Raw genomic sequence first — 26,838 nt, forward strand, 5'->3', positions numbered from 1 at the left:
AGTTATAATCTTTCTTGATTACTCCATTCATCATATACTTGTTTAATAGCATAATATGTAGAAGAAAAATCAAATTGCGCCCTATAATTTTCATCTCTCACAATATTTCTAATTTCCTCAAAATACGTCTTTTTAAACCTTGTCTTATCAATTTTGCCGTCGATATACTTCATGCATGCTTCCTCATATACATTCAAGTAATCCTGCTGAGCATCCCTAAGAAGATTGTCCACTAGTTCCACCAAGCCCGGATTCTTTGCGATATCCGGATTAATTCTTGACATCAGCGTATTTTGTATTGCCGATGCCAAAAAGCGTCTTGCTTCACTAATCATTTCTCTAACCTGTATTTCCATATTCCCATTAGACAATCGCGTATTCTCAGCAGCCAAAGCTACATTCTGCGAAGAGATCCTATTCGCCTCCAAGCTCGCCTTATTTGCTTTCGCACTTGCTTTGCAGGAAAAAACAACAGCCACTATTGAAATGATGATTGGTACAATAATTCCAATTATTTGAAGCGCAAACATTTAAACCTCCAGGTATTTTTTTGCTTTCTCAAGCGCCTTTAAAATTTCAGAATTGTTCGTACATCTTAAAACGAACATTCTTTCATTACACTTTCCATAATCTGGAAGCGACCTTGACAATTGTCGTTCAAAATCTTCTCTAAAGAAAATATTTTCTAAGTCATTAACAACCTCAAGCTTTCGCGAATTCTCAAATTCGTTCAAAATCTTATTCAATTCATCTTCTTTATCAGCGGCTTTTTTCAGCCTATATACATAAGAAGCTTTTCTTTCTTCATATAGAGACATATTCTATCTACTCCATTTTTTCATATAAATTTACCTTATTTTACAAACAAAATATCAATCAAATTCTTTTTTTTCTCGCACAAATTTCTTATTCAACACAAACAAACATCGGCCCAACCTATTTGGCACACAAACAAACTGAAATAAGGACCGAGCATCCACCAAGCCTCAAAAGAACCATAATCGCACATATTTCAAGAGACAAACCGGAGGTTGCCGTCTAGAAACAATAGCCTACACCATTCACCGCATCCAAATGATATATATTTATAGGCAGCAAGATCCCTTTTACAAAAAGAGGCATATATGGGCTTAAAAGTTCGTAAACAAGATTCCACCTCTCAGGCGAGCCGTATTTTTACAGACCGTGAGGAGCCCCGTAAATCATTTTGGAAAAAATATGACGAATTCAAAACCATCATGCATGATGACGACGTAAGAGTTCTCGCGTACTACGGCATCGGCGGAATAGGAAAAAGTTCCCTGCTAAAAAAACTGATATCCGAAATGGATGAAAAAAAAGAAGAAGGTTCAATCAGCAAATCATCACATGTTTATTTCGATTTCAATATCAGTCAAGAATGCCGGTCTATACTAGAAAGTATTCGCAAAAAACTCGTTTGCGATTACAACTTTGATTTTCCGCTTTTTGATATAGGCTGTTATGCATACGCACAGAAGATTGGGGTTGATACAAACAAGCCTACAACAAAAACTTTTATTGAGCGTAGTCGAACACTCGATTTCTTGTTTGATCTAGCAAAAGAGCTCCCTCTCGTAGGGTTTGCCGCAAAAATCATAAAATTGGCAGACAAGGGATTCGCCGCATGCAAAGACCTCATTCAAGAAAACAAGGATGTCGTAGAAAAAATCGAGAACAAGTCCTCCGAAGAACTGTACGATTATCTACCCTGTTTATTTGCAAAGGACCTGGCATACAACGTAAAAAACAACAAAGAACCATTAGTGATATTTCTTGACACATACGAACAACTTGTAAATGAAATGGCCCCTATCGGCGAACCCTTAAACAAAGATCTTTGGCTAAGAGATGAGAAAAATGGCTTAATTGTAAATACTCCAAACGTTCTATGGGTCATCGCGGGCAGAGAAAAACTAAAATGGCAACAATTTACCGATTGGGGAGAATCTTTGGAACAGCACATCCTTGGGAGTTTGTCAAAGCAGGATGCAGCAACCTTCTTGAAAAGTTCAGGGATTAACGATGAAATGTTTATTGAAGGAATTTATAATTTAACTCAAGGAACACCCGTATATCTGGACTTGTGTGTAGATCGGTATAATTCAATTCTTGAGAAAGGCGAAAAACCAAAAATTGAACATTTCGGACAAAACATATACACCTTGATAGAACGATTCGCCCGATACATGGACGATTCCAAAAAAGACATTGTCTACATTCTGGCTTGCTTAAAAAATTGGACCGACGAAATGGTCCTAGAAATCGGGCCAAGGATTATCCCCAACTTCAGTTCAACCACTTATGAAAAAGTTAAGGGATTCTCGTTCGTCATTCAATCAGATAAATCAAGTTACAACTTACACCAAACCGTTGGCGATTCGCTCTATAAAAATTGCACCGAAATTATCCAGCAAAGAACATGCCTTGAGGCCATTGAGTATTGCACAAACAAACTCAACAACACAAACGTTTTTTCCAACGATTTTGATTACTATACCGGCTGGCTTTTAAAATATGCAATCAGCTATTACAAAGAGGATGACGCACTCCGTATTTTTTACATCGACAACATACGTGTTTATCTAAAGAAATTAAGCGATGTCTATCGTTTCAATTCCATTGATGACTTGTTTACGCCATTTTGGGACAGAGCTTCCCAAAATCCAGAAAGTAGACTATTTGCTCTTGCGCAAAAAGACTATTCCATTTGGCTTCAGAGCAAAGGCAAATACCAACAAGCTTTAGATTTAGCAAAGAGATCATACGATTCATACCTAAAATTACTTGGTCCAAATGATGCGGCAACTCTAAGAGCACAACGAGAATATGCTGCAGGATTGCATAATACTGGTGCTTACAAAGAAGCCTTAGAGATTAGGGCGGAAATTCTAAAGAGAAGAATTGTCATATTGGGTGAAAATAATTTAGAAACCATTGAATCGTATGTAGACATGAGTAAATCGTATGGGGAATTCGGTTTATACGAACAAAAAATGGAGTGTGCAAAAAAAATTTTCAACCTACGAAAGCAATTACTCGCCCCCAATGATCCCAAATTTTTACTAGCCAAAAACAATTTTTCCAAATGCTACAGATTGTTAGGACAAAATGATAAAGCCCACGAAATAAGTCTTCCTTTAATAAAAGAAGCTGAAGAAATACTAGGGAAAGAACACGAAATAACATTAGACATTATTGCAGAACACACATCAATCCTTGCAACCCTAGGTCGATATGAAGAAGTTCTTTCTCTTCGAAAAACAATTCTCGAAAGAAGAATGCATTCTCTTGGAGAAAATCATCCGAAAACTATCGCAGCATTAAAAAGTCTAGCCAGCGCATATGACAACATGGGGCACTATGCAGACGCCTTGCCTCTACGCCAAAGCCGATTAAAAAAATGTCGTACCTTATATGGAGAATTACATCCTAAGACATTGAAGGCTTCTTGGGGTTTAGCATATAATCTTGAGAAACTTGGACGATATCAGGAAGCACTCAACCTACGCAAAGAAATTTACGAAAAATACAAACAAACCCAGGGGGAAGACTTTCCCGACACTATTGACGCCTATGCAAACATAGCTATCAACTACAAAAATCTCGGATTATACGACAAGGCTCTTGAAATAAGGAAAAATGTCTTCGAGAAAAGAAAGGTTCTACTTGGTGATGAGCATCCTGATACAATAACAGCACAAACAAGCCTAGCCAGCGCATACGACGACATGGGTCATTATGCAGACGCGTTGCCCTTACGTCAAAGCCGGTTAGAAAAATGTCGTTCTCTGTATGGCGAACTACATCCTAAAACTCTAAAGGCCCTTTGGGGGATAGCATCTAATCTCGAGGATCTTGGACAATATCCAGAAGCTCTTACTCTACGCAAAGAAATCTACGAAAAATACAAACAAACCCAAGGGGAAGACTTTCCCGACACTATTGACGCCTATGCAAACATAGCCAGAAACTACAAGAATCTCGGACTATTCGACAAGGCTCTTGAAATAAGGAAAGCAGTCTTCGAAAAAAACTACTTGGAGATAAGCACCCCGACACTATTGACGCAATGAAATGTTTAGCTATTCTATACGAGAACTTCAATCATTTTGACGAAGCCATTTTCTGGAAAAAGAACCGTTTAGAATTGTATAGACAAAGCCCAAATAAAAACGATTTAAAAACTGTCATTGCACTAAATTCCATTGCCTGGTCTTACTTTCTAAAAGGTGATTCACAAGAAGGGCTTGTTTACGCCAAAGAAATGAAAGACAAAATTGAGAATAATCCAAACATTGGAAAAAAAGATTCAATCGATTATCTAGACACTCTAGCCTTGCTATACGCAACAACAAACCAACTAGACAAAGCCTATGAACTGGCAAAGAATTTGCTTAACGATACAGAGTTACTTTATGGAACTAATCAAAAGTTCCTAGCAAGCAGATATTATGCATTAGCATTTGTGTTAAACAAAATGAATAGAAAAAGCGAGGCGCTTCCCCTCGCCCAAAAGGCATATGACACAAGGATGCAATATCTAGGCGCATTTAATGAAGCTACAAAACGAGCAGAGACCCTTTTGAAGGAACTTCAATCCTAGTTTTCTAGATTAAAAGTTCCCAAGAATCTTCACTGCAACTTTGTGGAGCACGCAAGCCCCACGGTCCCTTGCCGTATTTTTGGAATAGTTTAAACTCTAATTCCTTACACTTACTTACTGGGCAGCATTGCCATGAAACCATTATAGAATCACGATTACTCGGAGAAACGGACCAATAATCCTTGTCTCTCGCCCTGTCATCGTAATTCAGAGAGTAATACTGCTGAAAGCGCCAATGTATTCCCTGCCCATAAGCGGCACGGCCACATTTCATGACCTTTCCATTAAGGAACAGAATATAAACTCCCGGAGTACTTTCGGCAATTTCCAGGGCTTCAGACAAACGGACACGCTCACGATACTGAAATTCCCGAGCCCGTTGGTTTAGGCCAGATCTATCCCGTTCCAATTCTGCATCGGAACGGCGCTTCTTGGTTTGGCCGGCACTTTGTTTTGCCTTACGCTCATATTCAGCTCTAAGTTTTTCGCTTCTTTCTGCGGCACGCTCCATTTGATTGCGGAAGGAGCTTCCGTCAGAATGCTCATATTCCTTAGCTTCCTTGCCCCACATTTTTCGCGTGGCATTGAAGCTCGCCGATTTTGCACCATGAGCCAAATTAGCCAACGGCTCACAACCAGAAGCAGCCCCCACTTCTTCAACCACTGTCGCAGCTAAGCCAGTAGCGGTCGTCACAACAGAAGCAGTCGCTTTAAGCGCAAATTTTCCTAAAGACTTGAAGATGCCCATAAACAACTCCTTGTTTTAATTGTCGTTTATAAAAATAAACAAAAAAAAATGCAAGAAGCATTTATTTACAGAAATAAATATATAATAGGCTAAAAAAGGGGGTTATTCAATTCCGTTCTGCAAGAATAAATTCCACAATCTATTTTTTTTTGGTTTTGTAAAACAAGCTTCCCACAAGCGATACGGCAAGCACCACGATCATCGCGGTTAGCCCCATATCGGCAAGGTTCTTGTATTCGCCAACGTGTCCCGATTCAATCAGCATGATGATGATCAGCGCAATCGCAGCGGCGGTCGCTCCCATGCGTTCGAACATGCGGATTTTTTCTTCGATCGTGAAAGGTTTCTTGAACGGTCCATTAGTAAAGGGCATTGACGTCACCTCCCAAGCATATCCACACGATAAGTCCCGCCATCACAAGAACGCTGATGGCGACATTCGCCAAGAAAAAGTCGCGGTTCATGGCATCGAGGTCGTCGGATTTACGGAATAGATGGATATAGAGGATAGCGGCAGTCATGAGCCCCGTCACGCCCCACCAAGGGATTCCCATTCCCCAAAACATGCCGAAAGCCACGCATAGCGCAAGCATCGCGACATGGCTCCAAAACGCAATCTGCAAGGCGCGCTTACGACCAAAGCGGGCTGGCACCGAATGTAGCCCCATCGCGCGGTCGATTTCTTCATCCTGCGTTGCGTAAATAATGTCAAATCCGCCCATCCAGAGCATTAGAATCACAAGCAGAAAAATCGGGAAAACGGCAAACTCGCCGCGAATGGCAATCCAGGCCCCGAGCGGACTCATGCCGATGGAAAAGCCCAGGAACCAGTGGCAGAGCCAGCTGAACCGTTTCCAGTACGAATAGGAAAGCAGCAAGAGCCACACCGGCAACGCGAGCAGGCCCGCAAGCGGTTGCAAAAGGGCCGCGAACAAAACGAACAGCACCCCGTTTACGGCAAGGAAAGCCACCACGGATTTCTTGCTCAGGCGCCCTGCCGGCAAGTGGCGTTTCGCCGTACGCGGATTCTTGGCATCGATATCGGCATCGGCAATGCGGTTGAAACTCATCGCGCTGTTGCGGGCCGTCACCATGCACCCCACAATCAACAAGACAATCCGCAAAGTCTCCGCGACACTCATTCCGCGAAAACCGTTTGCCGCCACCCACATGGAACCCACCGCAAAGGGCATCGCAAAAAGCGAATGGCTAAAACGCACCATGTGCCCGAATTCTAGAATCTTTTTCAACATATCTGAATCATCTGTCATTCTCGACCGAAGGGGAGAATCCAGCGCTGGATCCCGTCGCTACGCTCCAGGATGACTTTTTTTCATTTCTACTTTTTCTTCCCTTTTGCCTTCGTCTTCTTGACAGAACTCTCTATCTTGATTCCCTTCCAGGGTTTCACAATTTCGGCCCCCCCCGCAAGCGCCCCCAGATGCATCAGGATTTTTGCAACCACGGTATCCACCGCATCCTCAATCGTCTTCGGGCGATCGTAAAAATGCGGCGAGGCAGGAATCACGATTCCCCCCTGGCGAGTCAGGCGAGTCATGTTGTCCAGGTGAATCAGGTTGTAGGGCATCTCGCGCGGCACCACAATCAGCGGACGACGTTCCTTGAGGCAGACATCCGCCGCACGGATCAGCAGGTTGTCGGCCGTTCCAGCCGTAATGCGCCCGATTGTTCCCATGGAACACGGCACCACGGCCATTCCCGCATAGTCGGCACTACCGCTTGCACACTCCGCAAAAAAATTCTTCACGTCGGGCAATTCGTCTACATAGTCAAACAGGGCGTCCTGTTCCTCGTAAGCAACCACGCCCCTGCCCGGAGGCGTCACCAGGGCGGTCACATGATGCCCCAAACGTTTTAAATGCATTGCTGTCCGAGTCGCATAAATGGCGCCACTCGCACCCGTCACCCCCAAAATGAACCTCATGTTCGTCTCCTCAGTAAAACGCGGTACGCAACCCCGAAAAAGCAAGGCTTCACATGCACCAGTTCAAAGCCGTTCGATTCCGCCAACTTGACAAAATCGGCAACCGGCAAGAAACGGAGCACCGAATTCACCAGGTATTCGTACGCCTCCCGCTTGCTAAAAAAAGCCCCCAGCACCGGAATAAAGAGCGGAGCCAGCCTCTTGTAGAAAAACTTGTTGAATGCGTTCCGGGGCGAAAAGAATTCGAGCACCTGCAGGTAACCTCCACCGCAAAGCACTCGCGCCGATTCTCGCAGGCCGCCCTCGGCATCGGGCAGATTGCGCATTCCAAATCCATTCAGCACCACATCAAACGACGCATCGCCAAAGGGCATCTTCATTGCATCCAGCTGCACCGGGATAGCCGTCATGGTCTTACCCGCGGCTCCCTTCAGCATTCCAAAAGAGAAATCGCCCAAGACAGCGACATCGGGCTTCCCGTTGAACTTTTCGAAAGTCACCGCAAAGTCGCCCGTGCCTCCGCAAAGGTCCAGCAGGCGTTTCCCCGGCTGCACACGTTTCAACTCACGGCAGCAACTGCGGCGCCACAAGATATCCTGAAAGCAACTCAACGTATGATTCAGAAAGTCATAGCGGTTGGCAATCTCGTCGAACATCTTGCGCACGGGGCTTTTCATGGCGCCAAATATAGAAAAAAGGCGCCCGGGCTCCAATGCCACAAGCACCTTTCCAAAAACTTATGGAGCTCTATTAGTTGAACGTTGCCGTTACAGAAACACCTTCAGCAACCGTTACAATGCACTTTTCCGGAGCACCAGACACAGGTTCGCAACCCGCCCAGCCACCAAATACGGCACCGGCATCCTGCACAGCCATCAATTCCACCGTATTTCCAGCAAAGAGCTTGCCCTTATAACTTCCGTTCGGAAGGCTTGCGCCATCCATAAGGATAGAACCCTTGCCATTTGCAGAAATGTTGACAGAAACAAGGTTGCTCACGCCAAATTCGCTCTGGATTTCAGTAAGGAACTCGGAATCACGGCTTTTTGCCCAAGAGGTAAGCCTTTCACCATACGGATCAAACTCGCCATACGACATTCTCCGATCCTTATAAGCCTCCACCTTCATATCCCTTGCAACATCATCCGCATTGAGCATGCCAGCAAGGAACGCTCTTTGCTTCTCAATATTCGAGGCATTCAGGTAAGAGTCAAGCATCACGGCGGCATTGTTGAGGAACAGGCTCTTGAACTTGGGACTCTTGATCAAGCGAGTAAAAAGGACATGGAAGCAATGTTCCTTACCATCCTTAAACGCCTTTTCATTACTCGTGTAGCAATTACCGGAAGTACGCCCACCTTGCTTAACCCAATCAAACATATTCATAGACGAGCTAAATCCGGCCACAGCCCAATCCGACTTCCAGTTAAAACCATGGTCAAGGTCATAGATCATGAACTTCCAAAGCGGCGATTCCGGAGCCTTCCAGACACGCACGTTGTTGTTCGGCCAGTCGCCGTTATGAGCATACATTTCGGCAAGCATGTAGCGAGCAAAGTTACCCATATCCATCTGCGATGCCATATAGGCGTACGCTTCGTCATTTGTACTAAAATCATTTGCTGCGGCAAATTCCAGCATGGCAACATATTCGTCAATAGAACCGTTGCTCGCCTCAATTTCTTTACCCAGGTGCTTAATGAACGTAACCGAAGAGGCATCGATTCCGTAATTCGTTTCTACAAAGTTCTTGTTGAAACGTTCGCGCATATCGTGAATACCGTAGTAGGTTCCGTTGTAGAACACCACCACCTGACGGCTACGCTGGTAATCCACACCGCTTCCTTCAAGAATGGCGCCACCCACGGCATCAGTAAAATAGTCGCTCACAAAGCGGTTACCATTGTTGCGAAGGTTAAAGCCCTTGTACTTGTCATTCACACCCTTGCGGGTTTCGAACAAAGGATAATGCAACCAGGTTCCGCCATACTCCTCGCGCATCACGACGGCAAGAGACTTCTTGCGTTCCATACGGCTCCAGCCACCCATCAAGGAAATACCAGCCTCGGCTTCCCAGGCCTTGTCCGTACTCTTGGAACCGTTTTCAAAATATTCCACATGGGCAGCCATTTCGCCCGAGTCGTTCGGATAAGATTCATTCGGAGCGTACATCTGGTCATGATCCATATCAGGTACACCACCATTCGTCTTCTTATAATACTTCACAAAGAAGCTCGGGTCCACGGTCACTGCCACCACAGGCATATTCACCGTCTCGCCGATAAAGTACGTATTCGTCACCACATCCTTGGTCAAGAGGCCCTGCTTGAACGCGGCACAACGCAAAACCATCGTATGGTCAATAACCAGTTCGCTATTGAACTCGGGAGAGCTTTCGGTCGGAGCGGATCCATCCTGGGTGCAGCGCACCTTCATTCCTTCCGGAAGGTCAGTCGGGGCATTCAAGACTACCTTGTCATTGTAGAAACCGCCCTGGTTTCCGCTAAAGTTAAACTTGGGGGCAACGCCTTCGTATGCCGTACTTGCCGTATTCGGCTGCTCCGGAGTCGGCTTTTCAAAGTACTTCCACTCGCCGCCATCCACAATGCCCCAGCTCATTCCCGAACCGATTTCCGGGTAATGAATCGAATCACGGATTCCATAAGACCTGTCGATCAAGTAAACGGAGCCACCGTCCTTATTCAGTTTCCAATTGGTGTGCGGGCGATTATGCAGCGAGGCATCACCAGAATTACCTTCAATGACCGCCACATTGTTCTTATCGCAGAACACGACTACAAACGCTTTAGCGGCTATTGGGATATCGCCAAAGACCCACTTGCGCGGTTTTTCCAGATTTTCGACAAGAGAATAGCCCTTCAAGTTCGCGGACGAGTCACCGGCATTGTAAATTTCAATCCAACCCGGATCGTCACCATTTTCATCAAGCCAGTCGAGATTCACCGGCGAAATTTCGGTAATGACCAAGGCGGAATTTCCAACCCAGGTAAGCGTCGTATCGGCAGGAACATAAACCGTATCGACCTTGTACACCGTATCGCCAGTCTCGGGGTCAATGTGTCTGACCGTGTCAAGCGTCGGTTCGAGGGTATCCACCCTTACGACCGTGTTGCCAGCCGAATCGGTTTCATATATGGTGTCGACCCTGACATCAGGCAAATCCGGCTCATCGGAACCCTTGGAAGAAGAATCGTCGGAGCAGGCAATTAAACCGGCGAAAACCAAACTCAGGCATGCCATCAGGGCAAAGCCGTTTTTCATGTTGAATATGTACACACTGCCACCTATAAAAACGTTTCCCAGAAATTCCCGATTTCCAGGGTCATATTCTTTAACACCCGATAGGTAAATTTAGAAGATTATTAAAAAAAAAGGGAAAAAAAACAGTAATATTCTATTTACCCTTGACAAGCGTCACACGATGTGCTATATTTGGCCTACCAAGTCGGCGCTGTAGCTCAGTTGGTAGAGCAGCGGACTGAAAATCCGCGTGTCGTCAGTTCAATTCTGACCGGTGCCACGAAAAGAGACCTTGATTTTCAAGGTCTTTTTTTATTTTCCCTCCTAAAAAAGGAAAAGACCCCGATTCAATCGGGGTCCAACCATTTTAAGCATTATCGGCGGTAGAGACCGTAAATTTCGTCCCAGTGGTCTATGAGGACATCCACGAGTTCCGGCTGGAACTGTCCACCGCGCTGTTTCAGGAATTCTTCCTTGACTTTTTCTTCGGGCCAGGGTTCCTTGTAGCAACGGGGACTCGACAGGGCGTCCAGAACGTCCGCAACCGAACAGATGCGCCCTGCCAGGGGAATCGCCTCGCCTGCAAGCCCGAACGGATAGCCCTTACCATCCCAGCGTTCATGGTGCGAACGGGCGATGGAGGCCGCAAAGCGAAGCAGCTTGCGCTTGGAATTGCAAAGCATGTTGTAGCCGATTTCGGAATGCGACTTCATGACGGCGTACTCTTCGTCGGTAAAGCGACCCGGCTTGTTCAGAATCGCATCGGGAATGCCCACCTTGCCAAGGTCATGCATCGGAGCCGCAAGACGGATACGGTCCACTTCCTCGTCGGGCATCTTGAGGAACTTCGCCAGCATGTAGGAAATTTCGGCAACGCGCTGGATATGGTCGCCCGTTTCCTGGCTACGGTACTCGGAAACTTCACCCAAGATATGAATGATTTCACGCTGGGTCGCTTCCAGTTCCGAGTTCAGCATCGCCGATTCCACAGTCTTTGCAGAATACACAGCCGTAAGAGCCAGGCGTTCCAGGTCCTGCGTCGAAAATACGGCAGACTCGCCCTTCTTGTTGATTGCCTGGAACACACCCATCACGCGGCCCATGGAATTCAGCAGGGGCACCGTCATCACGGATGTCGTGCGGTAAAGCGTCTTTTCGTCGCTACGGCGATCGAACCTCGGGTCCTTGTAGGCATCCTCGATCAACAGGGGCTCGGCAGTCTTTACGGAATAACCGACAAAGCCGGCATCTCGCGGAATGCGAAGCTCGCTCACCCCGTGGGCAACCTTGGTCCACAGTTCGCCGCTATCTTCGTCAATCAGCCAAAGGGAGCAACGGTCCGCAGAAACAATGGCACGCCCCAAGTCAGCCATCAGGACCAGCAAGTTGTCCATCTTACGTTCTGCCGCAATTTTCGGCATGTAAGAGAACAACAAATCCAGAATTTTTTGCGATTCAACCGCTTGTCTTTGCTCTATCTCCGTCATACAATGTAAAATTTAGCTAAACTTAGCCGTTTTTCCAACTCCGCTTGGCCGAATCCCCCTAAATTTTTCTATCCTTGGGAAACCCTGGAGGAATAGGCTAATTGGTAAGTCAGCGGTCTTGAAAACCGCCGCCGTAAGGCTTGGGGGTTCGAGTCCCTCTTCCTCCGCTAAAAAAGACCCCGCAGGGGTCTTTTTTAATTATCATAAGTTCCACTCCATCCGGCAATCGGCCACATAATCCGCAGTCACCGAGGCCGGTTCGTCATAAATCAGCGTACAGACCTTGATCGGCAACGGGAAATCATGCCCAAAGGCCGCAATACACGCCGACGTCGTCGCACCCGTCGTAAAGACATCGTCCACCACGACAACCGTTCCCCGGACAGGCAACTCTTTGGGCAAAGCGCATTCGAAAGCATCCGACACGTTCCGCTCACGAGCCTCCTTCGAAAGTTTAGTCTGCGATACAACGAACGTCTTTCGCCTAAGCCAACGACACACCCGGCCGCCAACCACCACCGCAAGCGCAGATGCAATCTTTTCCGCCTGATTGTAGCCGCGTTCCCGAAGCCTCGCCCTATGAAGCGGAACAGGAACAAAATACAGTGGCTTGGGAAACATCGAAAGTTCCTCGCCAATAAAGCCCCCACGCACCGCCGATGAATGACGCACCAGGTAAGTCGCCATTCCGGGAATGCCCCCGTACTTGAGCGCATGCACCAGGCGTCGCGTCAGCGGACGCATCGGAAAGAGGCTGTAGGCATCTCCACCCGGCGACACCCCCGCCTTCGATTCACGTTCCAGTTCCTTTATGCAATCCGGACAAAGCCACGGATCAAGGCGTTCTGCGACACCCCCGCACCCCAGACACTCCGTCCCAAATACAAAACGCCCGACATTTTCGAACCAACGCATATAGACTCCTCGGGACACACCAACACGGCGAAGCGTCCCTCTTCTATATACGCTCTTTTCTGAAAAATTAGGAAAAATGTTTCTAGTAGCTGCACCGACAGTGCACTATCTTCTTCTCGCCTGATACCTTAGGCAAAGCAAAAATCCCACCAGAACCATGCACGTCAGCGCAAAGGAGCCACCGTACGAAAGGAACGGCAGGGGAAGTCCCGTCACGGGCATAAGCCCAATCGTCATCGCGATATTCACCACAATGTGGAACAGGAAAATCGTCGACGCCCCCATCACCATCAGGGTCACAAACGGATCGGACGACTGCTTGCAAATGGATGTCGCACGCCAAAGGAACAGCGCATACAGCACAAGCACAATGGCGCACCCCATAAAGCCGAACTGTTCACCAAGCACGCTAAAGATAAAGTCCGTATGTTCCTCGGGCAAAAACGCCAAATTCGTCTGCGTTCCGTTTCCAAAGCCCTTTCCCGTAAGGCCACCCGAGCCGATAGCCGTAAGCGACTGCAACACCTGGTAACCGTCGCCCAGCGGATCGCTCATCGGATCGAGGAATGTGTTCACGCGTTTCTGCTGATGCGGTTCCAACATATTCCACGCCATGCTGCTCGCGTACCCCGCAAGGATATTCGCCATCAAGAAAATGCCGGTAAGGATTTTCGGGAGCCTGCGACGGACCAAGGCAAACACGACCGCACAAATCAAAAGCCCCCAAAGAATCTCGAAGAACATTTCCTGGGAATGCGAGAACAGCACCGAAAGCAGCGGGCTTACCAAAAGGAACATATCCGTAAGCGTAAGCCCCGCGAAAAAGAAACCGACCATCGTCACCGCAATGAACACGAGCGCCGTACTCAGGTCGGGCTGCTTGAGCACCAGGCCAAAAGGGACAATGAACAGGAAAAACGGCACCACGAAAGTCTTCACCTTATAGAGACTCACGGGATGCCTCGAAAGCCAGTAAGAAATGGTCAGCAGGTACGCAATCTTTGCAAATTCCGAAGGCTGCAACTTGAACACGCCAAGGTCTATCCAGCGTCCAGCACCCTTCACCACGTCGCCGGCAAAGAACAGAACGACGCAAAGCAATATGAGCGCAACCACATACAAAGGAACAGCGGCACGTTTCAGCCAGTCAATGCGCACAAAGACAAGCAGCCCGGCAAGGACCATGCCAAATAGGAAATAGAAAATCTGCTTGAACCAGAAAGTATCGATCAACGAGACATCTTCGTTCACCGTCGCCGAATACACGAGCGAAACGCCACAGCTCATCAGGGCGAGCGCAAGCACAATGAACAGCCAGTCGAATTTCAGGGACTGGTCCAGGAATCTTCCGGACTTCACTTTTCGCCCTCCTCATCCATCGCCTTATTTTCGAAGTAGGCCGTCATCACCTTTTTCGCAATCGGTCCGGACACGGCGCCACCGCCACCGGCCGCTTCCATAATCACGGCAACGGCAATTTCAGGATCGTACAGCGGAGCGACCGCGGCATACCACGCATGGGTCTTTTCGCCCTTTTTCCATTCACCGGAGCCCGTCTTTGCACCGACGCGAATTCCGGGAATGGCGCCACGCTTACCGGTTCCACCCGGATGGTTCACCACGGAATCCATCGCCGCAAGGAGAATGCGGTGCGTATATTCCTTCATGTTGCCCGGTCGCACAATTTCGGGTTCATAGCGGCGCACCACGTTTCCCTGGCTGTCACGCAGCTCCTTCATGAAATGCGGCCTGTAAACGCCTTTTCCCGTCGCAAGGGAACCAATCAGGGTCGCCTGCTGTAACGGCGTCACGATCTGTCCCTGTCCAATCGAGAGGTTCAGAATCAGGCCACGCGCCCAGCGCCACCCCAGGCGCTTGTTTCTCTGGTTAAACGAAGCCGAATCAGGGAGCCACCCCGCCTTTTCGCCAGGGATATCGATTCCAAGAGGCTTTTCGCCCAGACCGAAACGGCGTCCGAACTCGTTGATGCGGGCCATGTCGATATCGAGCCCCGCCTGGTAAAAGAACACGTCGCAAGAAAGTCGAATCGCGTTCACCACGTTCAGGTTTCCATGCGTTCCCCAGCATTTCTGGTAACGCGCACCGTACTGGTAGCCGCCCGTACAAGGCTTCGGATAGAACTTGTTCTCGGTAAGGATTCCGTTTTCCAACCCCGCACCCGCCGTCACAAGCTTAAAGACCGAAGCCGGAGGGTACGTCCCCGAAATCGCTCGGTTCGTAAGCGGTCTCATCGAATCGAGCGCCACGTGCGCCCAGCCCTTGTTGCGTTCACGCTTTTTCAGCGAGAATATGTTCGGGTCCAGTCGCGGCGAAGAAACCATCGCAAGAATTTCACCGTTTCTCGGGTCAATCGCCACCAGCGCCCCCCTCGCCGAATCAGGAATAGCCTCTTCGGCCACCTTCTGCAAGCGAAGATCTATGGTCGAAACAAGCCGAAGCCCCGGAACGGAAGCCGTTCCCTCGACACCCTCGACCGTCCCCAGTTCGCGTCCGGAGGCGTTCACTTCCACAAGCTTCATCCCGTTCTTTCCACGGAATTCCTTGTCGTAGAACTGTTCCAGCCCCTTCTGGCCAATACGGTCGCCTTGCGAGTAATCCTTATATTCAGGCAGCTTCAGCTGTTCTTCCGAAATTTCACTCGTATAACCCAGCGCATGCGAGGCGAGCGTTCCATACGGGTAATCGCGCCTCGATTCAATGACCGTCACCACGCCCGGCAATTCTTCGGAATGTTCCTCGATCACCGCCACCTGTTCCGCCGAGGCATCTTCCAGCAAGCGGATAGGACGGTTCTTTATCCAGCGCGAACGCTGAAACGCCGTATCCAGGGAAAGGGAATCAAAGAGCCTTTCTCCCGAGGTATCGCGAATTCCAAGCAACCTGTTGAACAGCGTGTCGCGCTCCGCCTTTTTCCGCGGCATATTCATCGACATCAGCGCAATCTGGTAAGAGGGCCTATTGCGAACCAGCACCTCGCCGTTGCGGTCGTAAATGTAGCCGCGTTCGGCCACCAGCACCACCTTGCGGATGCGGTTATTTTCGGAACGCTGCAGGTTCTCGTCGTAATGAGTATACTGGAGCGAAAACAGGCGCATCAAAAGGATTGCAAACAAGATAACAATCCCCGCCATGTAGATCAGGATATTCCAGTTCCTGTTCTGCAGAGCCTCGTTTTCGTTCATCGACTTATGCATGCTTCTTCTTTTTCTTTCCCAGATCCAGATAGAAGAAAATACCGCCGACAAGCATCGTGTAGATGCATTCGGGCAGGGACTTCGTCAAGAAAAGGTTCGTCACGACATCCTTGGAAAGCCCGGTAATGAGATAATAAATCATATCGCACACAAAAAAGCCGACACCAAGAACACCCACCTTCGCAGGCAAATTCAAGGTCAAGAATCGTTCTTCCAGTTGTCCCACCGCGAATCCAAGCACCGTCATCGAAATGGTGTTTGCACCGATCCATTCCACAGGAGCATACACATCCTGCGTAAAGCCCGCCCAGAATCCCCAGAAACAGCCCGCCGCAGGGCCGAGTCGAATCGCCACCGCCACAATGAAAACAACGACCAGATCAGGCCCCACATCCATGAACCGGAGCCAGTCCACCACCGTCGCCTGCAAGGCGAACACGATCACAAATAAAACAAATACCTTGAGCCACCGCAAGTTATTCATCGAGCAGCTCCTTTACTATCCAGTCTGGATCCTTTTCCATGACGAACACTTCTTCCAGGCTCGAAAATTCCTGGAACGGATCAACATCCATCTGGCGCATGACATCGAGGTCGGACTTGCGGACCTCCATTACCGTCCCCAGGGGAATGCCCTTCGGGAAAATGCCGCCCAGGCCAGAAGTCACCAGAGTATCGCCCACCCGGATTCCCGCATGCGCAGGAATCATCGCCGTAAGGCTATGACCATCCTTAGATTCCAGGAATCCCACCACACGCGTCCTGCGATCCATTACAGACAACTTAAGGTTTGGATCCACCAGCAGCTGTACGCGCGAATGATTCACCGAGGCCTTCGAAATCTTTCCGACCAGACCGTTCATCGAAAACACGGGCATGTTTTCCTTCACGCCATGTTCCGTACCGCGGTTAATCACCATCGTCGTAAGGAAACGCCCCGGATTGTGGCCCACCACACGGGCTGTCACAATCGGGTAATCCCACTTGTCATCAAACCGAACTAGCGTATGCAGTCGGGCGAGTTCCAAGAGCCCTTCGCGGGCATGATAGGTTTCAAGCCTCAAGCGGGCATTCTCTTCTTTCAGCTGTTCGTTTTCCTGAACAATAGACTTGTAATGCCCTACCGCAGAAACAATCCGCTGCGCCGGGAAATACAGAGTCGAAAGCGCCGTCGAGACAACGCTTTCCCGCACGGGAACCGGAGCCTGCCGCATCAAAAGCCCAAGCACCAAGAAAAAGACAAAGGCAACGATTCCGTGCCTTTGCGAAAACAATTCGACTATAAAGCGAAACGCCCTAAGCATCGATTTCTGTCAAACTAGGTAGAAGATGCCACCAGGACCGGACGGTACTTGTCCAGGTCTTCCAGAACGCGGGCAGCACCCTTGCACACGCAAGTCAGGGCGTCGTCGATCACGTTGACAGACAGTCCCGTTTCCTTACGGATGCGTTCGTCAAAGCCGCGCAGCTGAGAACCACCACCCGTCATGATAATGCCCTTGTCGTAAATATCGGCAGAAAGTTCAGGAGGCGTAATGCTCAGGGCCTGCTTCACCGCTTCGATAATGGCCGTCACCGGTTCGTTCAGGGCTTCGCGGATTTCGGAGCTATTGATCGTCATGGTGCGGGGCATACCGGCAATAAAGTCGTGACCCTTGACTTCCATCGTCAGTTCTTCTTCAAGGGGGCTAGCAGAGCCGATCTGGATCTTGATCTGTTCGGCAGTGCCCTCACCAACGCAGAGGTTGTACATGGTGCGCAGGTAACGGACAATGGCTTCGTCCATTTCGTCACCGCCCACGCGCACGGACGCGTTACACACGGTTCCGTTCAAGGCAATCACGGCAATGTCGGAGGTACCACCGCCAATGTCCACGATCATGTTGCCCACGGGGTCTTCTACGGGGATGCCCATACCGATAGCAGCAGCCATCGGTTCGTGCACCAGGTGAACTTCCTTTGCACCCGCCTGCTTTGCAGCATCAATCACGGCACGCTTTTCCACTTCGGTAATTCCCGAGGGAACACCCACCACCACACGGGGCTTCACCATCCACAGCGGGTACTTCTGCACACGCTTGATGAATGTCTGCAGCAACGTTTCCACCAGTTCGAAATCGGCAATCACGCCATCGCGCATCGGGCGCACCGCGCGGCTTTCGCCGGGAGTACGTCCAAGCATCTTCTTCGCTTCGAAACCGATAGCGGAAACACGGTTATTCTTGCTGTCCACCGCAATAACCGTAGGCTCGTTAATGACAATTCCCTGACCCGCCACATGAACAAGCGTATTCGCCGTGCCAAGGTCGATACCGATATCGCAAGAAAAGAGGCCGAACAAAATCCAATCCTTTTTTAAGATTTAACTTACGCTAGAAATATAGATTATTTCATTTCAGCGTGTCCGCGCCGAACTTCCATTCCTTCTTGTAACGGTCCCAACCGCGCGTACTCACGTCATAGCGGTACTTGCGTTTCTCGTGCATGGCGATGTCCTTATAGATAAAGAAATCCACCTCGGCATACGCAGCATAAATGCGGGCCTCGGCACCGTCGAACAACCTAAAGTCCTTCACGCGGTAATAAGGCGTATCGAGCAACACGTCCTTATCCTTGGAAGCCTTCATCGTCTCGGCGACCATAAACTTCAAATCGTCCTGCAAGTAGGAAGTTAATTTGTTTTCAATCCGTTCCGTCGGTTCGGAACAGCCAAGCAAGAATGCAGCAAAGAAAAGAGCAGTCAGCAGAAACTTCATATTGATAAAGTAGAAAGAAAAATAATGTTTCAGGTAACAGGTTTACTTCAACTAGAGATTGCTTCGTCCTTCCAGTCCTCGCAATGACATTTTCATTCCTCACCTCTCATTCTTGCCCCCTGTCCCCTGACGCCAGACTCCTGTCCCCTAATTAAAAAACGCCCCTCTTTCGAGAAGCGTCTTCACATTCAAGTTCAAGGTTCCAATTAGAACGAGTAGGTAGCATCGAGGCGAGAGAAGATGCGGCCTTCACCCTGGAACGGGTTACGGAACAGCAGGTCTTCAGCAACGGTCACGTCGATCTTCAGGCGTTCTTCGATGTTGATGCCGAAACCGAAACCGACGTGGTCTTCGTTGGAGCCGTCAGCCAGCGGATTGGTAGAGAAGAACGTACCGTCTTCCTTGCAGATGCCGTAGCGGCTATCCGTGTACTTGTTGTTGGAATTCACGTTGCAATCGGTGTAGAGGATCTTCTTCTGACCACCCACGCGGATCACGAACCAGTCCCACCAGATGTTACGTTCGATACCGAAGCTGATCTTTCCGCCCATATCGGTACGCTTGTCCCAATGCGGATCGTCTTCGTAACGGGAATCATAGACCCAAGCACCGCCATCCACGGACTTGTCGTAGAACCAGTCGTGAGCCTTCATCTGGTTCCAGATGAAGTCGAGACCGAGCCAGAAGAAACCGCGGTCCATGGCCACGTTGATACCCATACCGGCCTGGGCATGCTTGTCATCGACACCGGGAGCCTGAGCGAGCTTCATGCTGACCGCGGGTACCAGTTCGCCGTCAATGGCTTCCATGGTGAAGAATGCACGGGCCTTGGCGAGGAAGGTGAAATCACCGTCGTCAAAGAAGTTGTGGCGTTCCGGACCATACTGGATACGGGCAAGGCCGAAGGATGCTTCGTAAGAAGTACCGCTGCTCGTCTGGATGTTCAAGCCACCGTCAGCCTGCACGATAGATGCAAAGGCATCGTCGTTCGTCTGATAGGTACCGCTTTCATCGAGGTCGCCACCGTCCTGGTGAGCAATGTAGATATGCAAGCCCCAAGCGTCGCCGCTAGAGAACGTGCCGCCCAAGAAACCGTCGAAGTTCGTCACGGTCTCAGGAACCTTCGCATAGGAGTTGTTGCTCGTCTGCACATAGTCGGGCAAATACATGGCGAGGTCGTAATTGATTCGACCGAAGAGGCCACCAATCGTGAACTTCGGGTCGGGGTTGTTGTCATCGCCAAAGGAAATCGAAAAGATTCCACCGAAAGACGGATGCTGCGGGTCCTTGTTGCCACCGGCAGTCATATCGTTATCGGTATACGCACCGAAACCACCGATCAAGTAGTTGGAGTAAAGGTTCGCATTGGCCGGGTTGTCGAAAATGCTCACATCGTCCATGATGTAAGTCGTGTTCTTGCCCATGGATTCCACACGTGCAAAAGTTGCGAATGCGGAACCGACACCCAGGATACCGAAAGCGGTACCGACCGCAGCTGCAGTTCTTAAATTCATCAGATAAACTCCTCTTGGAAATTCTGTCTTAAAGTTAGCTTTATTAAATCAAAATCGCAACAAAAATTTAAATAAATTCGTCTTTTTTTGTACAAAAAGCGGCATACAAAAAAACCGGACTTGATAGTCCGGTCTTTTTTCAAGTTTTCCGAAAGATTATTCGGAGAAGGTGAACGGGATCGTAACAGTGGTGTTACCAGACTTCACCTTGCTGAACTTCCAGCGGCTCACAGCGGTCTTGACTTCACCGTCAAATTCGCCGTAACCGGTCGTAGAAGAAGCAATGGAGATGCTGATGATTTCGCCACCCGGAGCGATCGTGAACTTCAAGGTAACCTTACCCTGGAAGCCCGGTTTCTTCTTCAGGAACTTGTTGTAGATGTGGCGGAGACCCGGAGTACGCTGACGCACAACCTTCATGATGTCTGCAGCGGAACGAGATCCACCACCGGCACCCATGTCGATATCGCGTTCAGACGGAGTCCTGATGGAGCCCTTAGCCTTGGTAGCGATACCACCGCCACCGCCGCCGAGAAGACCAGCCAGGCCGTCACCGATACCACCGGAACCACCTTCGGCATAACCTTCGTTAAAGCCACCGTCAGCCTTACCGCGACGACCACCGAGAACGGTCTTACCCGTCGTCTGGAGGCCAGCCACGTCCTTCAGCACCTTGTCGATGTCCTTGGAGAACTTCTGGTTCTTCATGAGGTCGTAGGCACCTGCAGAGGCATTCTTGGTCTGAGCCGTCAAGAGCTTAAGCACACCACGAGTCTGGGGAGCGTTGGGCTGACCCTTACCACGCGGCTTGCCACCACCACCAGCCTTCTTACGAGGCTTCTTGGGTTCTTCCTTCTTCTTCTCTTCCTTCTTCTCTTCCTTCTTTTCATCGATGGTCATAGAAGCGGTCAAGTCGGCAGCGGCAGAGTCGTCGAACACGACTTCGTCCACCACCTGTTCGTACATGGAAGCCCAAAGGCAGATAGCCAAAGCAACGACTAAAGAGATACCGGCGATAGCACCCATCTTCTTGTCGGATTCCGGCATCAGGGACGCTACTAACGGATCTACTGCGGGAGTATTCTTTTTAGCCATAGTTATTCCTCCCCGCCGTTCTTCTGCATCACGGCGAATGCAATGTGCGTATAGCCAGAGAAGCCACAGGTGGCCATGACCTTATACATTGCATCGTAAGGGATGTTCTTGTCGATCTGCACAATGATGTTACCGGCTTCGTCAGCAGGAAGGCCCATCTTCAGGGCGTGTTCCTGTTCCGTTGCGCGGCGTTCCTTAAGAACGGAGTCCACCTTGGTCACAAGAAGATCTTCTTGCTTCAAGACGTCTTCGGTAGGAACGATCTTTGCATTATCGACCACAACGTAGTTGTTATCGACCACGACCGTAAGAGCCACTTCCTTCGGCTGCACCTTGGAGGTAGACACCGGAAGGATAAGGTTTTCGGCCTGGGTCAAAAGCTGACCTTCAGCGTCCAAGTTCTTGATCATGAACACCAGAATGATGGTCATCATGTCCATCATGGACGTCAAAGAGAAAGGTACGTCTTCGCTAAATTTACGAGTCTTTCTAGCCATGATTAACCTCCCAGCTTAGCAAGGTTGATCTTGCTGAAACCGGCTTCTTTAGCGCGGTCCATAAGTTGAATGATCTTGTCGAACTGGGTATCATCGTTAGCAACGATGATAATGTTATCCACGTCTTCGAGGTCAATGAACTGCGTATGGATCTGGATCAGGTCCTTAGCAATCAGATCGTAAGCAGACAGCGGGTAGATGACGTTCTTTGCAGCCACATCCGGTTTCAGCGTACGAGCCGAGTTCGGAGTGAGAGTTGCAAGCACAGCGCCTGCGCTCGGCTTCTTCAGCATCGGCGGCGGGGTAAGACCCATGGCGCCTTCGCCAGGAGCAGCGAGGAATGCGTTGTTGCCGTCCACGTATGCGCTATCCGGCACATTTTCGGACTGAGAAGAATACACGGCCCAAATCACGCGGCCCGGGTCTTCTTCGGATTCCTTGTTGATGGCCCAGAGTTCGATGGTCTCGATTTCATAAAGATACTTGTCTTTATCCATCTCGGATCCATCCTTGCACTTAGGACCATGACCGCTTTCCACGGCCGACTTCACATCTTCGGGCGCATGCGTAATGAGCTGCGCATCGGACTTGCAACGGAATGTCCACATTTCCTTGAAGTAGACATTCGGCTGGAAACCACCGCGGGCACCGATCACCAGGTAATCACCAGTGATAGCGAGCGAGAGGTTCAGAGCCTGCTGGTCCGGTTCCGGAGGCGTATCGTTGTCCATGTTCATCATGCTGCGTTCCGGCATGTTGATTTCAACGATAGCAAGCTTGGAGAAGGCGGTCATAGACAACAGCATAGGAATCAGGATAGTGAACAAGCCCATCGCCGGCAACAGGTCCGGTTCTTCAGGCTTGGCTGGTTTCTTAAGTTGTCTTGCCATGTTTTTATAACTCCGTTAAAATTATCTCTCTATCTTCGATTAAGCGAGGGAGTTGATAATCTTGAGGCCCTTTTCTTCCATTTCCTGGATGAGGCGTTCGGAGTTCATGTTGAGGAGACCCACGATGACCAGAAGAGGCACAGCGGAGAGAAGGCCGAGGAGCGTGGTACCCATAGCGATAGCGATACCGTCGGAAAGAGCCTTGGCACGTTCTGCAGCCGGTTTGTTAGCCACGGCGTCGAAGGTGAAGATCAGACCGTAAATCGTACCCATAAGTCCGAGCAACGTAGAGATGGAAGCCATCACCTGGATAATGCTGATATAACGAGTAAGACGGGGAGCTTCGGTCAGGAACACTGCGTCGCAAGCAGCAGACATGTTTTCGCGACCACCGTTACGGGCAGCAACGATTGCAGCCATCACGCGGGCGATCGGGAGCTTGGTTGCGTTGGCATAGCTCAGGGCTTCGTCATAGCGCTGGGCGGAAATGTGGGTGCCGAACTTAGCCAAGAAATCCTTACGGCCCTTAGCGCTCTTTACCATGATGTAAATAATGCGTTCGATAGAGAAACCGAGGCCAATCAGGAACACCACGAGGATGATCCACATGAACTGCCAACCATCGGATTCGGGGCTGAAGGATTGAAGCATTTTAGACATTAGAGTACTCCTTTATTGAGTGTTTTGGTTTATTTTGAAAATTCTTTGTTCATATTTAATCTTTTTTAGGGCAAAATTGGAGATTCAAATGCGTAAAATCTTATTTACTGCACATAAAAAGCCGTTTTTGCCCTAATAGAATAGGGGAACCCTATGAACTAGGTTCCCCGTAAAATTGTTTTTACCGCTACTTTTTCTTCTTCTTGGCCTTTTTCTTGGCCTTCGGAGCAGGAGCCGGAGCAGCTTCCGGTTCTTCGGCGGCTTCAGCAGGTTCGTCCATGGAAGCGTCTGCGCCACCCACAGAAGAGGTTGTCGAAGCGGAGCCAGCGTAGAGCTGCTTCTGGAGTTCGGCGAGTTCAGCCTTCAACTTTTCGTTTTCGGCCTTCGCATCCTTGATAATGTCGCGGTAGGTATTGATCTGTTCTTCCGGAGTCATGACTTCGGACTTAGCAATCTGTTCGAGACGAGCCTTCGTCTTGAAGTAGGCCGGATCGGAGAACAGGGTGGACGGGTCGAACTTTTCAATCTTGGTGTTCAAGGTCTCATTGTTCTCGTCAAGGCTCTTCAAGAGTTCGAAGAGCTTTTCAGTCCACTGGTTTTCGATGCCGTAGTGGGCCGCGGCCTTGATACCGGTTGCGCACTGCGGGACAGCGAGTTCCTTAGCACCGTTAGAACGGTTAGTCAATTCTTCACGGTAGGCTTCCAAGTCTTCGTGAACGGCTTCCATAGCGTCTTCCTTGACCATGCCTTCGTATTCCACGTATTCCTTCACAATGGAAGCGGAGTCCGGCAACGGAGAGTTGGCGAACGCGTCAGCCACTTCGACGAACACGGCGCAGCCCTGGTAGTACATTTCGATGTAGCCTTCTTCAGCTTCGATCACATCCTGGTTGTAGAAACCCTGGTCACGAGCGAGGTCGATGTTCTTCTGGAAGATCGGACGTGCCTGTTCGTAGTAGCTCGGGAGCTGCTGCACGATACCGATACGTTCGGCAAAGATTTCTTCTTCCTTCTTGCCGTTGAGTTCCTGTTCACGGATCTTGGCGGCCATGGTCACAAAGAGCATACCCATCTTGTTCGTGGCCTTGAAGGTCCAGCGTTCAGATGCGTAGGTAGCGGACTTCGAGTACTGGCTCATTGCCTTCTGGAGGATGTCCACCAACTGCTTGATGATCTTTGCCTTTTCCTTTTCCTTGCCCTTCAGGACAATCGGGTCCATCTTGTGGTATTCATATTCACCGAGGTAGAAGGCTGCTTCAGCCGGAACACCCGGATCGGCGTTCTTGATCTGCAGACCGTACTTGTCGTAGGCTTCGAGAGTCTTGCGGTAGTCTTCGACGGCCTTGTCTTCTTCCTTAAGTTCCATGTAGGCACGAGCGGCACCGATATAGGCAGCAATCAGCTTTTCCTTGTCGTCGTTGCCGTAGTTCTTGATGAAGAAGTGGTATTCCTGAGCAGCGAGATCCCACTTCTTTGCGTTGCCGTAAGCCATCGGGATAGAGAACGCAGCGTCAAGTGCGTAGGAGCTCTTCGGGTAATCGCGGACGAGGTCCTTGTTACAACGAATAGCTTCGTCAGTCATCTTGGCTTCGTCATAGCTCAAGCAGGCGCTGTACAAGTAACCCGGAGTACGTTCATCCTTCGGATAGCGCTTGTAGGCGATTTCGTAGGTCAGAGCGGCAGACTTCTTGTCGGCAATGGAGTCGTAAGTCTGGGCGGCAGAACCGATAGCCATGAATGCCATGGAATCCTGCGGGAAGTTGTTCGTGATGAACAAGTAGGTCTGGGCAGCTTCACGGTATTCAGCTTCGAAGTACTTCTGGTCGCTCTTCTTCAGGTTGGCGGCCTTCTTATGAGCGTCACCCGCACGCACGATACCCTTGATAGTCAAAGGAGACTTGGAGTACTGCTTGGGGAGAATCATGAAGGTTTCGGCGGCCTTGGTGTAGTTCTGGTTCTTTTCGTAGGCGGCACCGGCTTCGAACACGGCCTTGTCGGCAATGTCGATGAGCGGGTAACGCTTCACGAGAGCGAGGTAGGCTTCTGCACCCTTTTCGTACTGGCCGGCCTTAACGGACTGTTCAGCCATCTGGAAGAGCACGTAGGCGATAGCCTTTTCGATTTCCTTGGCCATGGAGTCGTTGCGAGTTTCCTTGACCTGGGTGTACTGCTTGTACAACCATTCGAATTCCGCGAGGGATTCGTCATAGGAACCAGATTCCAAAAGGGACTGGGCAAGCATACGGCTGATGAGCAAGATGTACTGATGCTTCGGGAAGTCCTGCTTCAGCTTGCGGAGCACGCCCACGGCCACCTTGAACTGCTTGGCGTCGTAGTGGACAATAGCTGCGTTGTAAGCAAGTTCTGCAGCTTCCTTGTTCTGGCCATACTTGGCCATGTACTTGTTCACCTGGTCGAAGTAAGCCTTCGTTTCCGGGAGGCTGTAAGCCTTCTGGGCATCGTCACCGGCCTTGTTCTTCTTGGCGACTTCACGAGCCTGATCCATCATGAGCACGGCGTTATACGCAGCTTCTTCCTTCTTCAGGAGAGCTTCGGAGCCCATCGGGCGGCGGCCGTAGCGGGTGGTATCGGTATCGACGATCCAGTTGAACATCTTGGCGGCGTTAGCATACTGTGCCATTTCCTGGTACACAAGGGCCAAGTTGATGTGAACCTTGTATTCGTCCCAGGTCGGTTCCTTGGCGTAGCGCTTCAGGAACGCTTCGTAAGCCTTGATAGCTTCTGCATACTGCTTCTTACCGGCTTCCAAGTCACCTTCCTTGGTGAGCTTAGCAGCGCGAGCGTGGTGGTACTGCGGAATGTCGAGCATAGCGCCACGGATAGCGGTTTCGGCGTTCTTCACCGATTCCGGATACTTCTGGTTCTTCTTGTACCAAGAAGAGTTGCGGTCATAGCGCTTCACCACGGTGTAGCGGTGCTGCTGGGCTTCTTCGAACTTCTGCTGGATGATGAGGATTTCGATCATCGCAATGTCAGCCAAAGGAGCGTCGATGTAGTCCGGGTTGATGGACATCAAGCGCTTGAAGGACTGCACGGCTTCTTCGTTACGGTCGTGGTCCTTGTTCTTCATACCGATACGGTAGTACACGGAATCCTTGAACGGAACCTTCTTGTCCTTCAAGAATGCTTCAGCTTCCTGCACACCACCACCTTCGAGGTCAGAGAAGGAGGCCGCCATGAAGTCCATAGCTTCTGCGCGCAAGTCTGCAG

24 protein-coding genes and 2 tRNA genes are annotated in these 26,838 nt (G+C 49.8%); 4 read left to right on the forward strand and 22 right to left on the reverse strand.

All coding sequences use genetic code 11. The annotated features are described in order from the left end of the window. Positions 1–2: 2 nt before the first annotated feature. Positions 3–530, reverse strand: coding sequence for a hypothetical protein (locus tag Q0W37_RS11515; RefSeq protein WP_297701711.1), 528 nt, complete (start codon positions 528–530; stop codon positions 3–5). Then, complete coding sequence (locus Q0W37_RS11520; protein ID WP_297701712.1) at positions 531–818, reverse strand: hypothetical protein; 288 nt, start codon at positions 816–818, stop codon at positions 531–533. Positions 819–1,124: 306 nt separating this feature from the next. Here Q0W37_RS11520 and Q0W37_RS11525 point away from each other — a divergent pair, with 306 nt between their 5' ends. Both Q0W37_RS11525 and Q0W37_RS11530 read left to right on the forward strand, forming a co-directional pair. Further along, positions 1,125–4,094, forward strand: coding sequence for a tetratricopeptide repeat protein (locus tag Q0W37_RS11525; RefSeq protein ID WP_297701713.1), 2,970 nt, complete (start codon positions 1,125–1,127; stop codon positions 4,092–4,094). Then, positions 4,091–4,624, forward strand: coding sequence for a tetratricopeptide repeat protein (locus Q0W37_RS11530; RefSeq protein ID WP_297701714.1), 534 nt, complete (start codon positions 4,091–4,093; stop codon positions 4,622–4,624). Before Q0W37_RS11525 ends, Q0W37_RS11530 begins: the two co-directional genes overlap by 4 nt. A 4-nt stretch (positions 4,625–4,628) precedes the next feature. Here Q0W37_RS11530 and Q0W37_RS11535 read toward each other — a convergent pair whose 3' ends face one another. From Q0W37_RS11535 to Q0W37_RS11560, 6 genes are all read right to left on the reverse strand, one after another. Then, positions 4,629–5,372, reverse strand: a complete 744-nt coding sequence (locus tag Q0W37_RS11535; protein WP_297701715.1) for a hypothetical protein — start codon at positions 5,370–5,372, stop codon at positions 4,629–4,631. Between the two features lie 139 nt (positions 5,373–5,511). After that, a complete protein-coding gene (locus tag Q0W37_RS11540; RefSeq protein ID WP_297701716.1) occupies positions 5,512–5,745 on the reverse strand; it encodes a hypothetical protein in 234 nt (77 codons plus the stop codon). Beyond that, positions 5,732–6,643 (reverse strand): 4-hydroxybenzoate octaprenyltransferase, encoded by a 912-nt coding sequence (locus tag Q0W37_RS11545; RefSeq protein WP_297701717.1) that lies wholly within the window; start codon positions 6,641–6,643, stop codon positions 5,732–5,734. The genes Q0W37_RS11540 and Q0W37_RS11545 overlap by 14 nt, the downstream gene beginning before the upstream one ends. A gap of 68 nt (positions 6,644–6,711) precedes the next feature. Then, the gene (locus tag Q0W37_RS11550) at positions 6,712–7,317 is read right to left on the reverse strand and encodes a UbiX family flavin prenyltransferase (protein WP_297701718.1); all 606 of its coding nucleotides are present in this window, start codon (positions 7,315–7,317) and stop codon (positions 6,712–6,714) included. Next, the gene (locus Q0W37_RS11555) at positions 7,314–7,994 is read right to left on the reverse strand and encodes a ubiquinone/menaquinone biosynthesis methyltransferase (protein ID WP_297701719.1); all 681 of its coding nucleotides are present in this window, start codon (positions 7,992–7,994) and stop codon (positions 7,314–7,316) included. Before Q0W37_RS11555 ends, Q0W37_RS11550 begins: the two co-directional genes overlap by 4 nt. Positions 7,995–8,067: 73 nt before the next feature. Further along, the gene (locus Q0W37_RS11560) at positions 8,068–10,614 is read right to left on the reverse strand and encodes a CotH kinase family protein (protein WP_297701720.1); all 2,547 of its coding nucleotides are present in this window, start codon (positions 10,612–10,614) and stop codon (positions 8,068–8,070) included. A 171-nt stretch (positions 10,615–10,785) separates the two neighbouring features. Here Q0W37_RS11560 and Q0W37_RS11565 point away from each other — a divergent pair. Continuing rightward, positions 10,786–10,858: transfer RNA gene (locus Q0W37_RS11565), tRNA-Phe, on the forward strand. 94 nt (positions 10,859–10,952) lie between these two features. Here Q0W37_RS11565 and Q0W37_RS11570 read toward each other — a convergent pair. Beyond that, positions 10,953–11,999: an HD domain-containing phosphohydrolase gene (locus tag Q0W37_RS11570; RefSeq protein ID WP_297701721.1), complete on the reverse strand. Its 1,047-nt coding sequence runs from the start codon at positions 11,997–11,999 to the stop codon at positions 10,953–10,955. A 152-nt stretch (positions 12,000–12,151) separates the two neighbouring features. Here Q0W37_RS11570 and Q0W37_RS11575 point away from each other — a divergent pair. Next, a tRNA-Ser gene (locus Q0W37_RS11575) sits at positions 12,152–12,232 on the forward strand. A gap of 34 nt (positions 12,233–12,266) precedes the next feature. Here the strand turns inward: Q0W37_RS11575 and Q0W37_RS11580 are convergent. From Q0W37_RS11580 to Q0W37_RS11640, 13 genes are all read right to left on the reverse strand, one after another. After that, positions 12,267–12,980: a ComF family protein gene (locus tag Q0W37_RS11580; RefSeq protein ID WP_297701722.1), complete on the reverse strand. Its 714-nt coding sequence runs from the start codon at positions 12,978–12,980 to the stop codon at positions 12,267–12,269. 105 nt (positions 12,981–13,085) lie between these two features. Next, positions 13,086–14,339, reverse strand: a complete 1,254-nt coding sequence (rodA, locus tag Q0W37_RS11585; RefSeq protein WP_297701723.1) for a rod shape-determining protein RodA — start codon at positions 14,337–14,339, stop codon at positions 13,086–13,088. Further along, entirely contained in the window at positions 14,336–16,195 is a 1,860-nt protein-coding gene (gene mrdA, locus Q0W37_RS11590) for a penicillin-binding protein 2 (protein ID WP_297701724.1), read from the reverse strand. Before mrdA ends, rodA begins: the two co-directional genes overlap by 4 nt. Beyond that, positions 16,188–16,679, reverse strand: a complete 492-nt coding sequence (gene mreD / locus Q0W37_RS11595) for a rod shape-determining protein MreD (protein ID WP_297701725.1) — start codon at positions 16,677–16,679, stop codon at positions 16,188–16,190. The genes mrdA and mreD overlap by 8 nt, the downstream gene beginning before the upstream one ends. Next, positions 16,672–17,499, reverse strand: coding sequence for a rod shape-determining protein MreC (mreC, locus tag Q0W37_RS11600; protein WP_297701726.1), 828 nt, complete (start codon positions 17,497–17,499; stop codon positions 16,672–16,674). Before mreC ends, mreD begins: the two co-directional genes overlap by 8 nt. A 14-nt stretch (positions 17,500–17,513) precedes the next feature. Continuing rightward, positions 17,514–18,536 carry a rod shape-determining protein gene (locus Q0W37_RS11605; RefSeq protein WP_297701727.1) on the reverse strand — a complete coding sequence of 341 codons (1,023 nt, stop codon included), beginning with the start codon at positions 18,534–18,536 and terminating at the stop codon, positions 17,514–17,516. A gap of 49 nt (positions 18,537–18,585) precedes the next feature. Then, on the reverse strand, positions 18,586–18,951 hold the full coding sequence (locus Q0W37_RS11610; RefSeq protein ID WP_297701728.1) for a hypothetical protein: 366 nt from the start codon (positions 18,949–18,951) through the stop codon (positions 18,586–18,588). Between the two features lie 206 nt (positions 18,952–19,157). After that, positions 19,158–20,465, reverse strand: coding sequence for a hypothetical protein (locus Q0W37_RS11615; RefSeq protein WP_297701729.1), 1,308 nt, complete (start codon positions 20,463–20,465; stop codon positions 19,158–19,160). Between the two features lie 156 nt (positions 20,466–20,621). After that, a complete protein-coding gene (locus tag Q0W37_RS11620; protein ID WP_297701730.1) occupies positions 20,622–21,560 on the reverse strand; it encodes an AgmX/PglI C-terminal domain-containing protein in 939 nt (312 codons plus the stop codon). Positions 21,561–21,562: 2 nt separating this feature from the next. Beyond that, entirely contained in the window at positions 21,563–22,057 is a 495-nt protein-coding gene (locus Q0W37_RS11625; RefSeq protein WP_072801023.1) for a biopolymer transporter ExbD, read from the reverse strand. 2 nt (positions 22,058–22,059) lie between these two features. Then, complete coding sequence (locus Q0W37_RS11630) at positions 22,060–22,947, reverse strand: biopolymer transporter ExbD (protein WP_297701731.1); 888 nt, start codon at positions 22,945–22,947, stop codon at positions 22,060–22,062. A gap of 39 nt (positions 22,948–22,986) precedes the next feature. After that, complete coding sequence (locus Q0W37_RS11635; protein WP_290991871.1) at positions 22,987–23,607, reverse strand: MotA/TolQ/ExbB proton channel family protein; 621 nt, start codon at positions 23,605–23,607, stop codon at positions 22,987–22,989. Positions 23,608–23,794: 187 nt separating this feature from the next. Continuing rightward, the coding region (locus Q0W37_RS11640; protein ID WP_297701732.1) for a tetratricopeptide repeat protein at positions 23,795–26,838 on the reverse strand (3,044 nt) is incomplete at its 5' end.

This window comes from uncultured Fibrobacter sp. (assembly GCF_947166265.1).
Taxonomy (GTDB): Bacteria; Fibrobacterota; Fibrobacteria; order Fibrobacterales; family Fibrobacteraceae; genus Fibrobacter.

Excerpts from the sequence above, each read along its gene's own strand:
- Q0W37_RS11525 (WP_297701713.1), top strand. The coding sequence starts at position 1,125 with ATGGGCTTAAAAGTTCGTAAACAAGATTCCACCTCTCAGGCGAGCCGT.
- Q0W37_RS11515 (WP_297701711.1), bottom strand. The coding sequence starts at position 530 with ATGTTTGCGCTTCAAATAATTGGAATTATTGTACCAATCATCATTTCA.
- Q0W37_RS11530 (WP_297701714.1), top strand. The coding sequence starts at position 4,091 with ATGAAATGTTTAGCTATTCTATACGAGAACTTCAATCATTTTGACGAA.
- Q0W37_RS11535 (WP_297701715.1), bottom strand. The coding sequence starts at position 5,372 with ATGGGCATCTTCAAGTCTTTAGGAAAATTTGCGCTTAAAGCGACTGCT.
- Q0W37_RS11635 (WP_290991871.1), bottom strand. The coding sequence starts at position 23,607 with ATGTCTAAAATGCTTCAATCCTTCAGCCCCGAATCCGATGGTTGGCAG.
- Q0W37_RS11615 (WP_297701729.1), bottom strand. The coding sequence starts at position 20,465 with ATGAATTTAAGAACTGCAGCTGCGGTCGGTACCGCTTTCGGTATCCTG.
- Q0W37_RS11610 (WP_297701728.1), bottom strand. The coding sequence starts at position 18,951 with ATGAAGTTTCTGCTGACTGCTCTTTTCTTTGCTGCATTCTTGCTTGGC.
- mreD (WP_297701725.1), bottom strand. The coding sequence starts at position 16,679 with ATGAATAACTTGCGGTGGCTCAAGGTATTTGTTTTATTTGTGATCGTG.
- Q0W37_RS11545 (WP_297701717.1), bottom strand. The coding sequence starts at position 6,643 with ATGACAGATGATTCAGATATGTTGAAAAAGATTCTAGAATTCGGGCAC.
- Q0W37_RS11580 (WP_297701722.1), bottom strand. The coding sequence starts at position 12,980 with ATGCGTTGGTTCGAAAATGTCGGGCGTTTTGTATTTGGGACGGAGTGT.
- mreC (WP_297701726.1), bottom strand. The coding sequence starts at position 17,499 with ATGCTTAGGGCGTTTCGCTTTATAGTCGAATTGTTTTCGCAAAGGCAC.
- Q0W37_RS11550 (WP_297701718.1), bottom strand. The coding sequence starts at position 7,317 with ATGAGGTTCATTTTGGGGGTGACGGGTGCGAGTGGCGCCATTTATGCG.
- Q0W37_RS11620 (WP_297701730.1), bottom strand. The coding sequence starts at position 21,560 with ATGGCTAAAAAGAATACTCCCGCAGTAGATCCGTTAGTAGCGTCCCTG.
- Q0W37_RS11520 (WP_297701712.1), bottom strand. The coding sequence starts at position 818 with ATGTCTCTATATGAAGAAAGAAAAGCTTCTTATGTATATAGGCTGAAA.
- Q0W37_RS11630 (WP_297701731.1), bottom strand. The coding sequence starts at position 22,947 with ATGGCAAGACAACTTAAGAAACCAGCCAAGCCTGAAGAACCGGACCTG.
- Q0W37_RS11625 (WP_072801023.1), bottom strand. The coding sequence starts at position 22,057 with ATGGCTAGAAAGACTCGTAAATTTAGCGAAGACGTACCTTTCTCTTTG.
- Q0W37_RS11540 (WP_297701716.1), bottom strand. The coding sequence starts at position 5,745 with ATGCCCTTTACTAATGGACCGTTCAAGAAACCTTTCACGATCGAAGAA.
- Q0W37_RS11555 (WP_297701719.1), bottom strand. The coding sequence starts at position 7,994 with ATGAAAAGCCCCGTGCGCAAGATGTTCGACGAGATTGCCAACCGCTAT.
- Q0W37_RS11570 (WP_297701721.1), bottom strand. The coding sequence starts at position 11,999 with ATGCCGAAAATTGCGGCAGAACGTAAGATGGACAACTTGCTGGTCCTG.
- mrdA (WP_297701724.1), bottom strand. The coding sequence starts at position 16,195 with ATGCATAAGTCGATGAACGAAAACGAGGCTCTGCAGAACAGGAACTGG.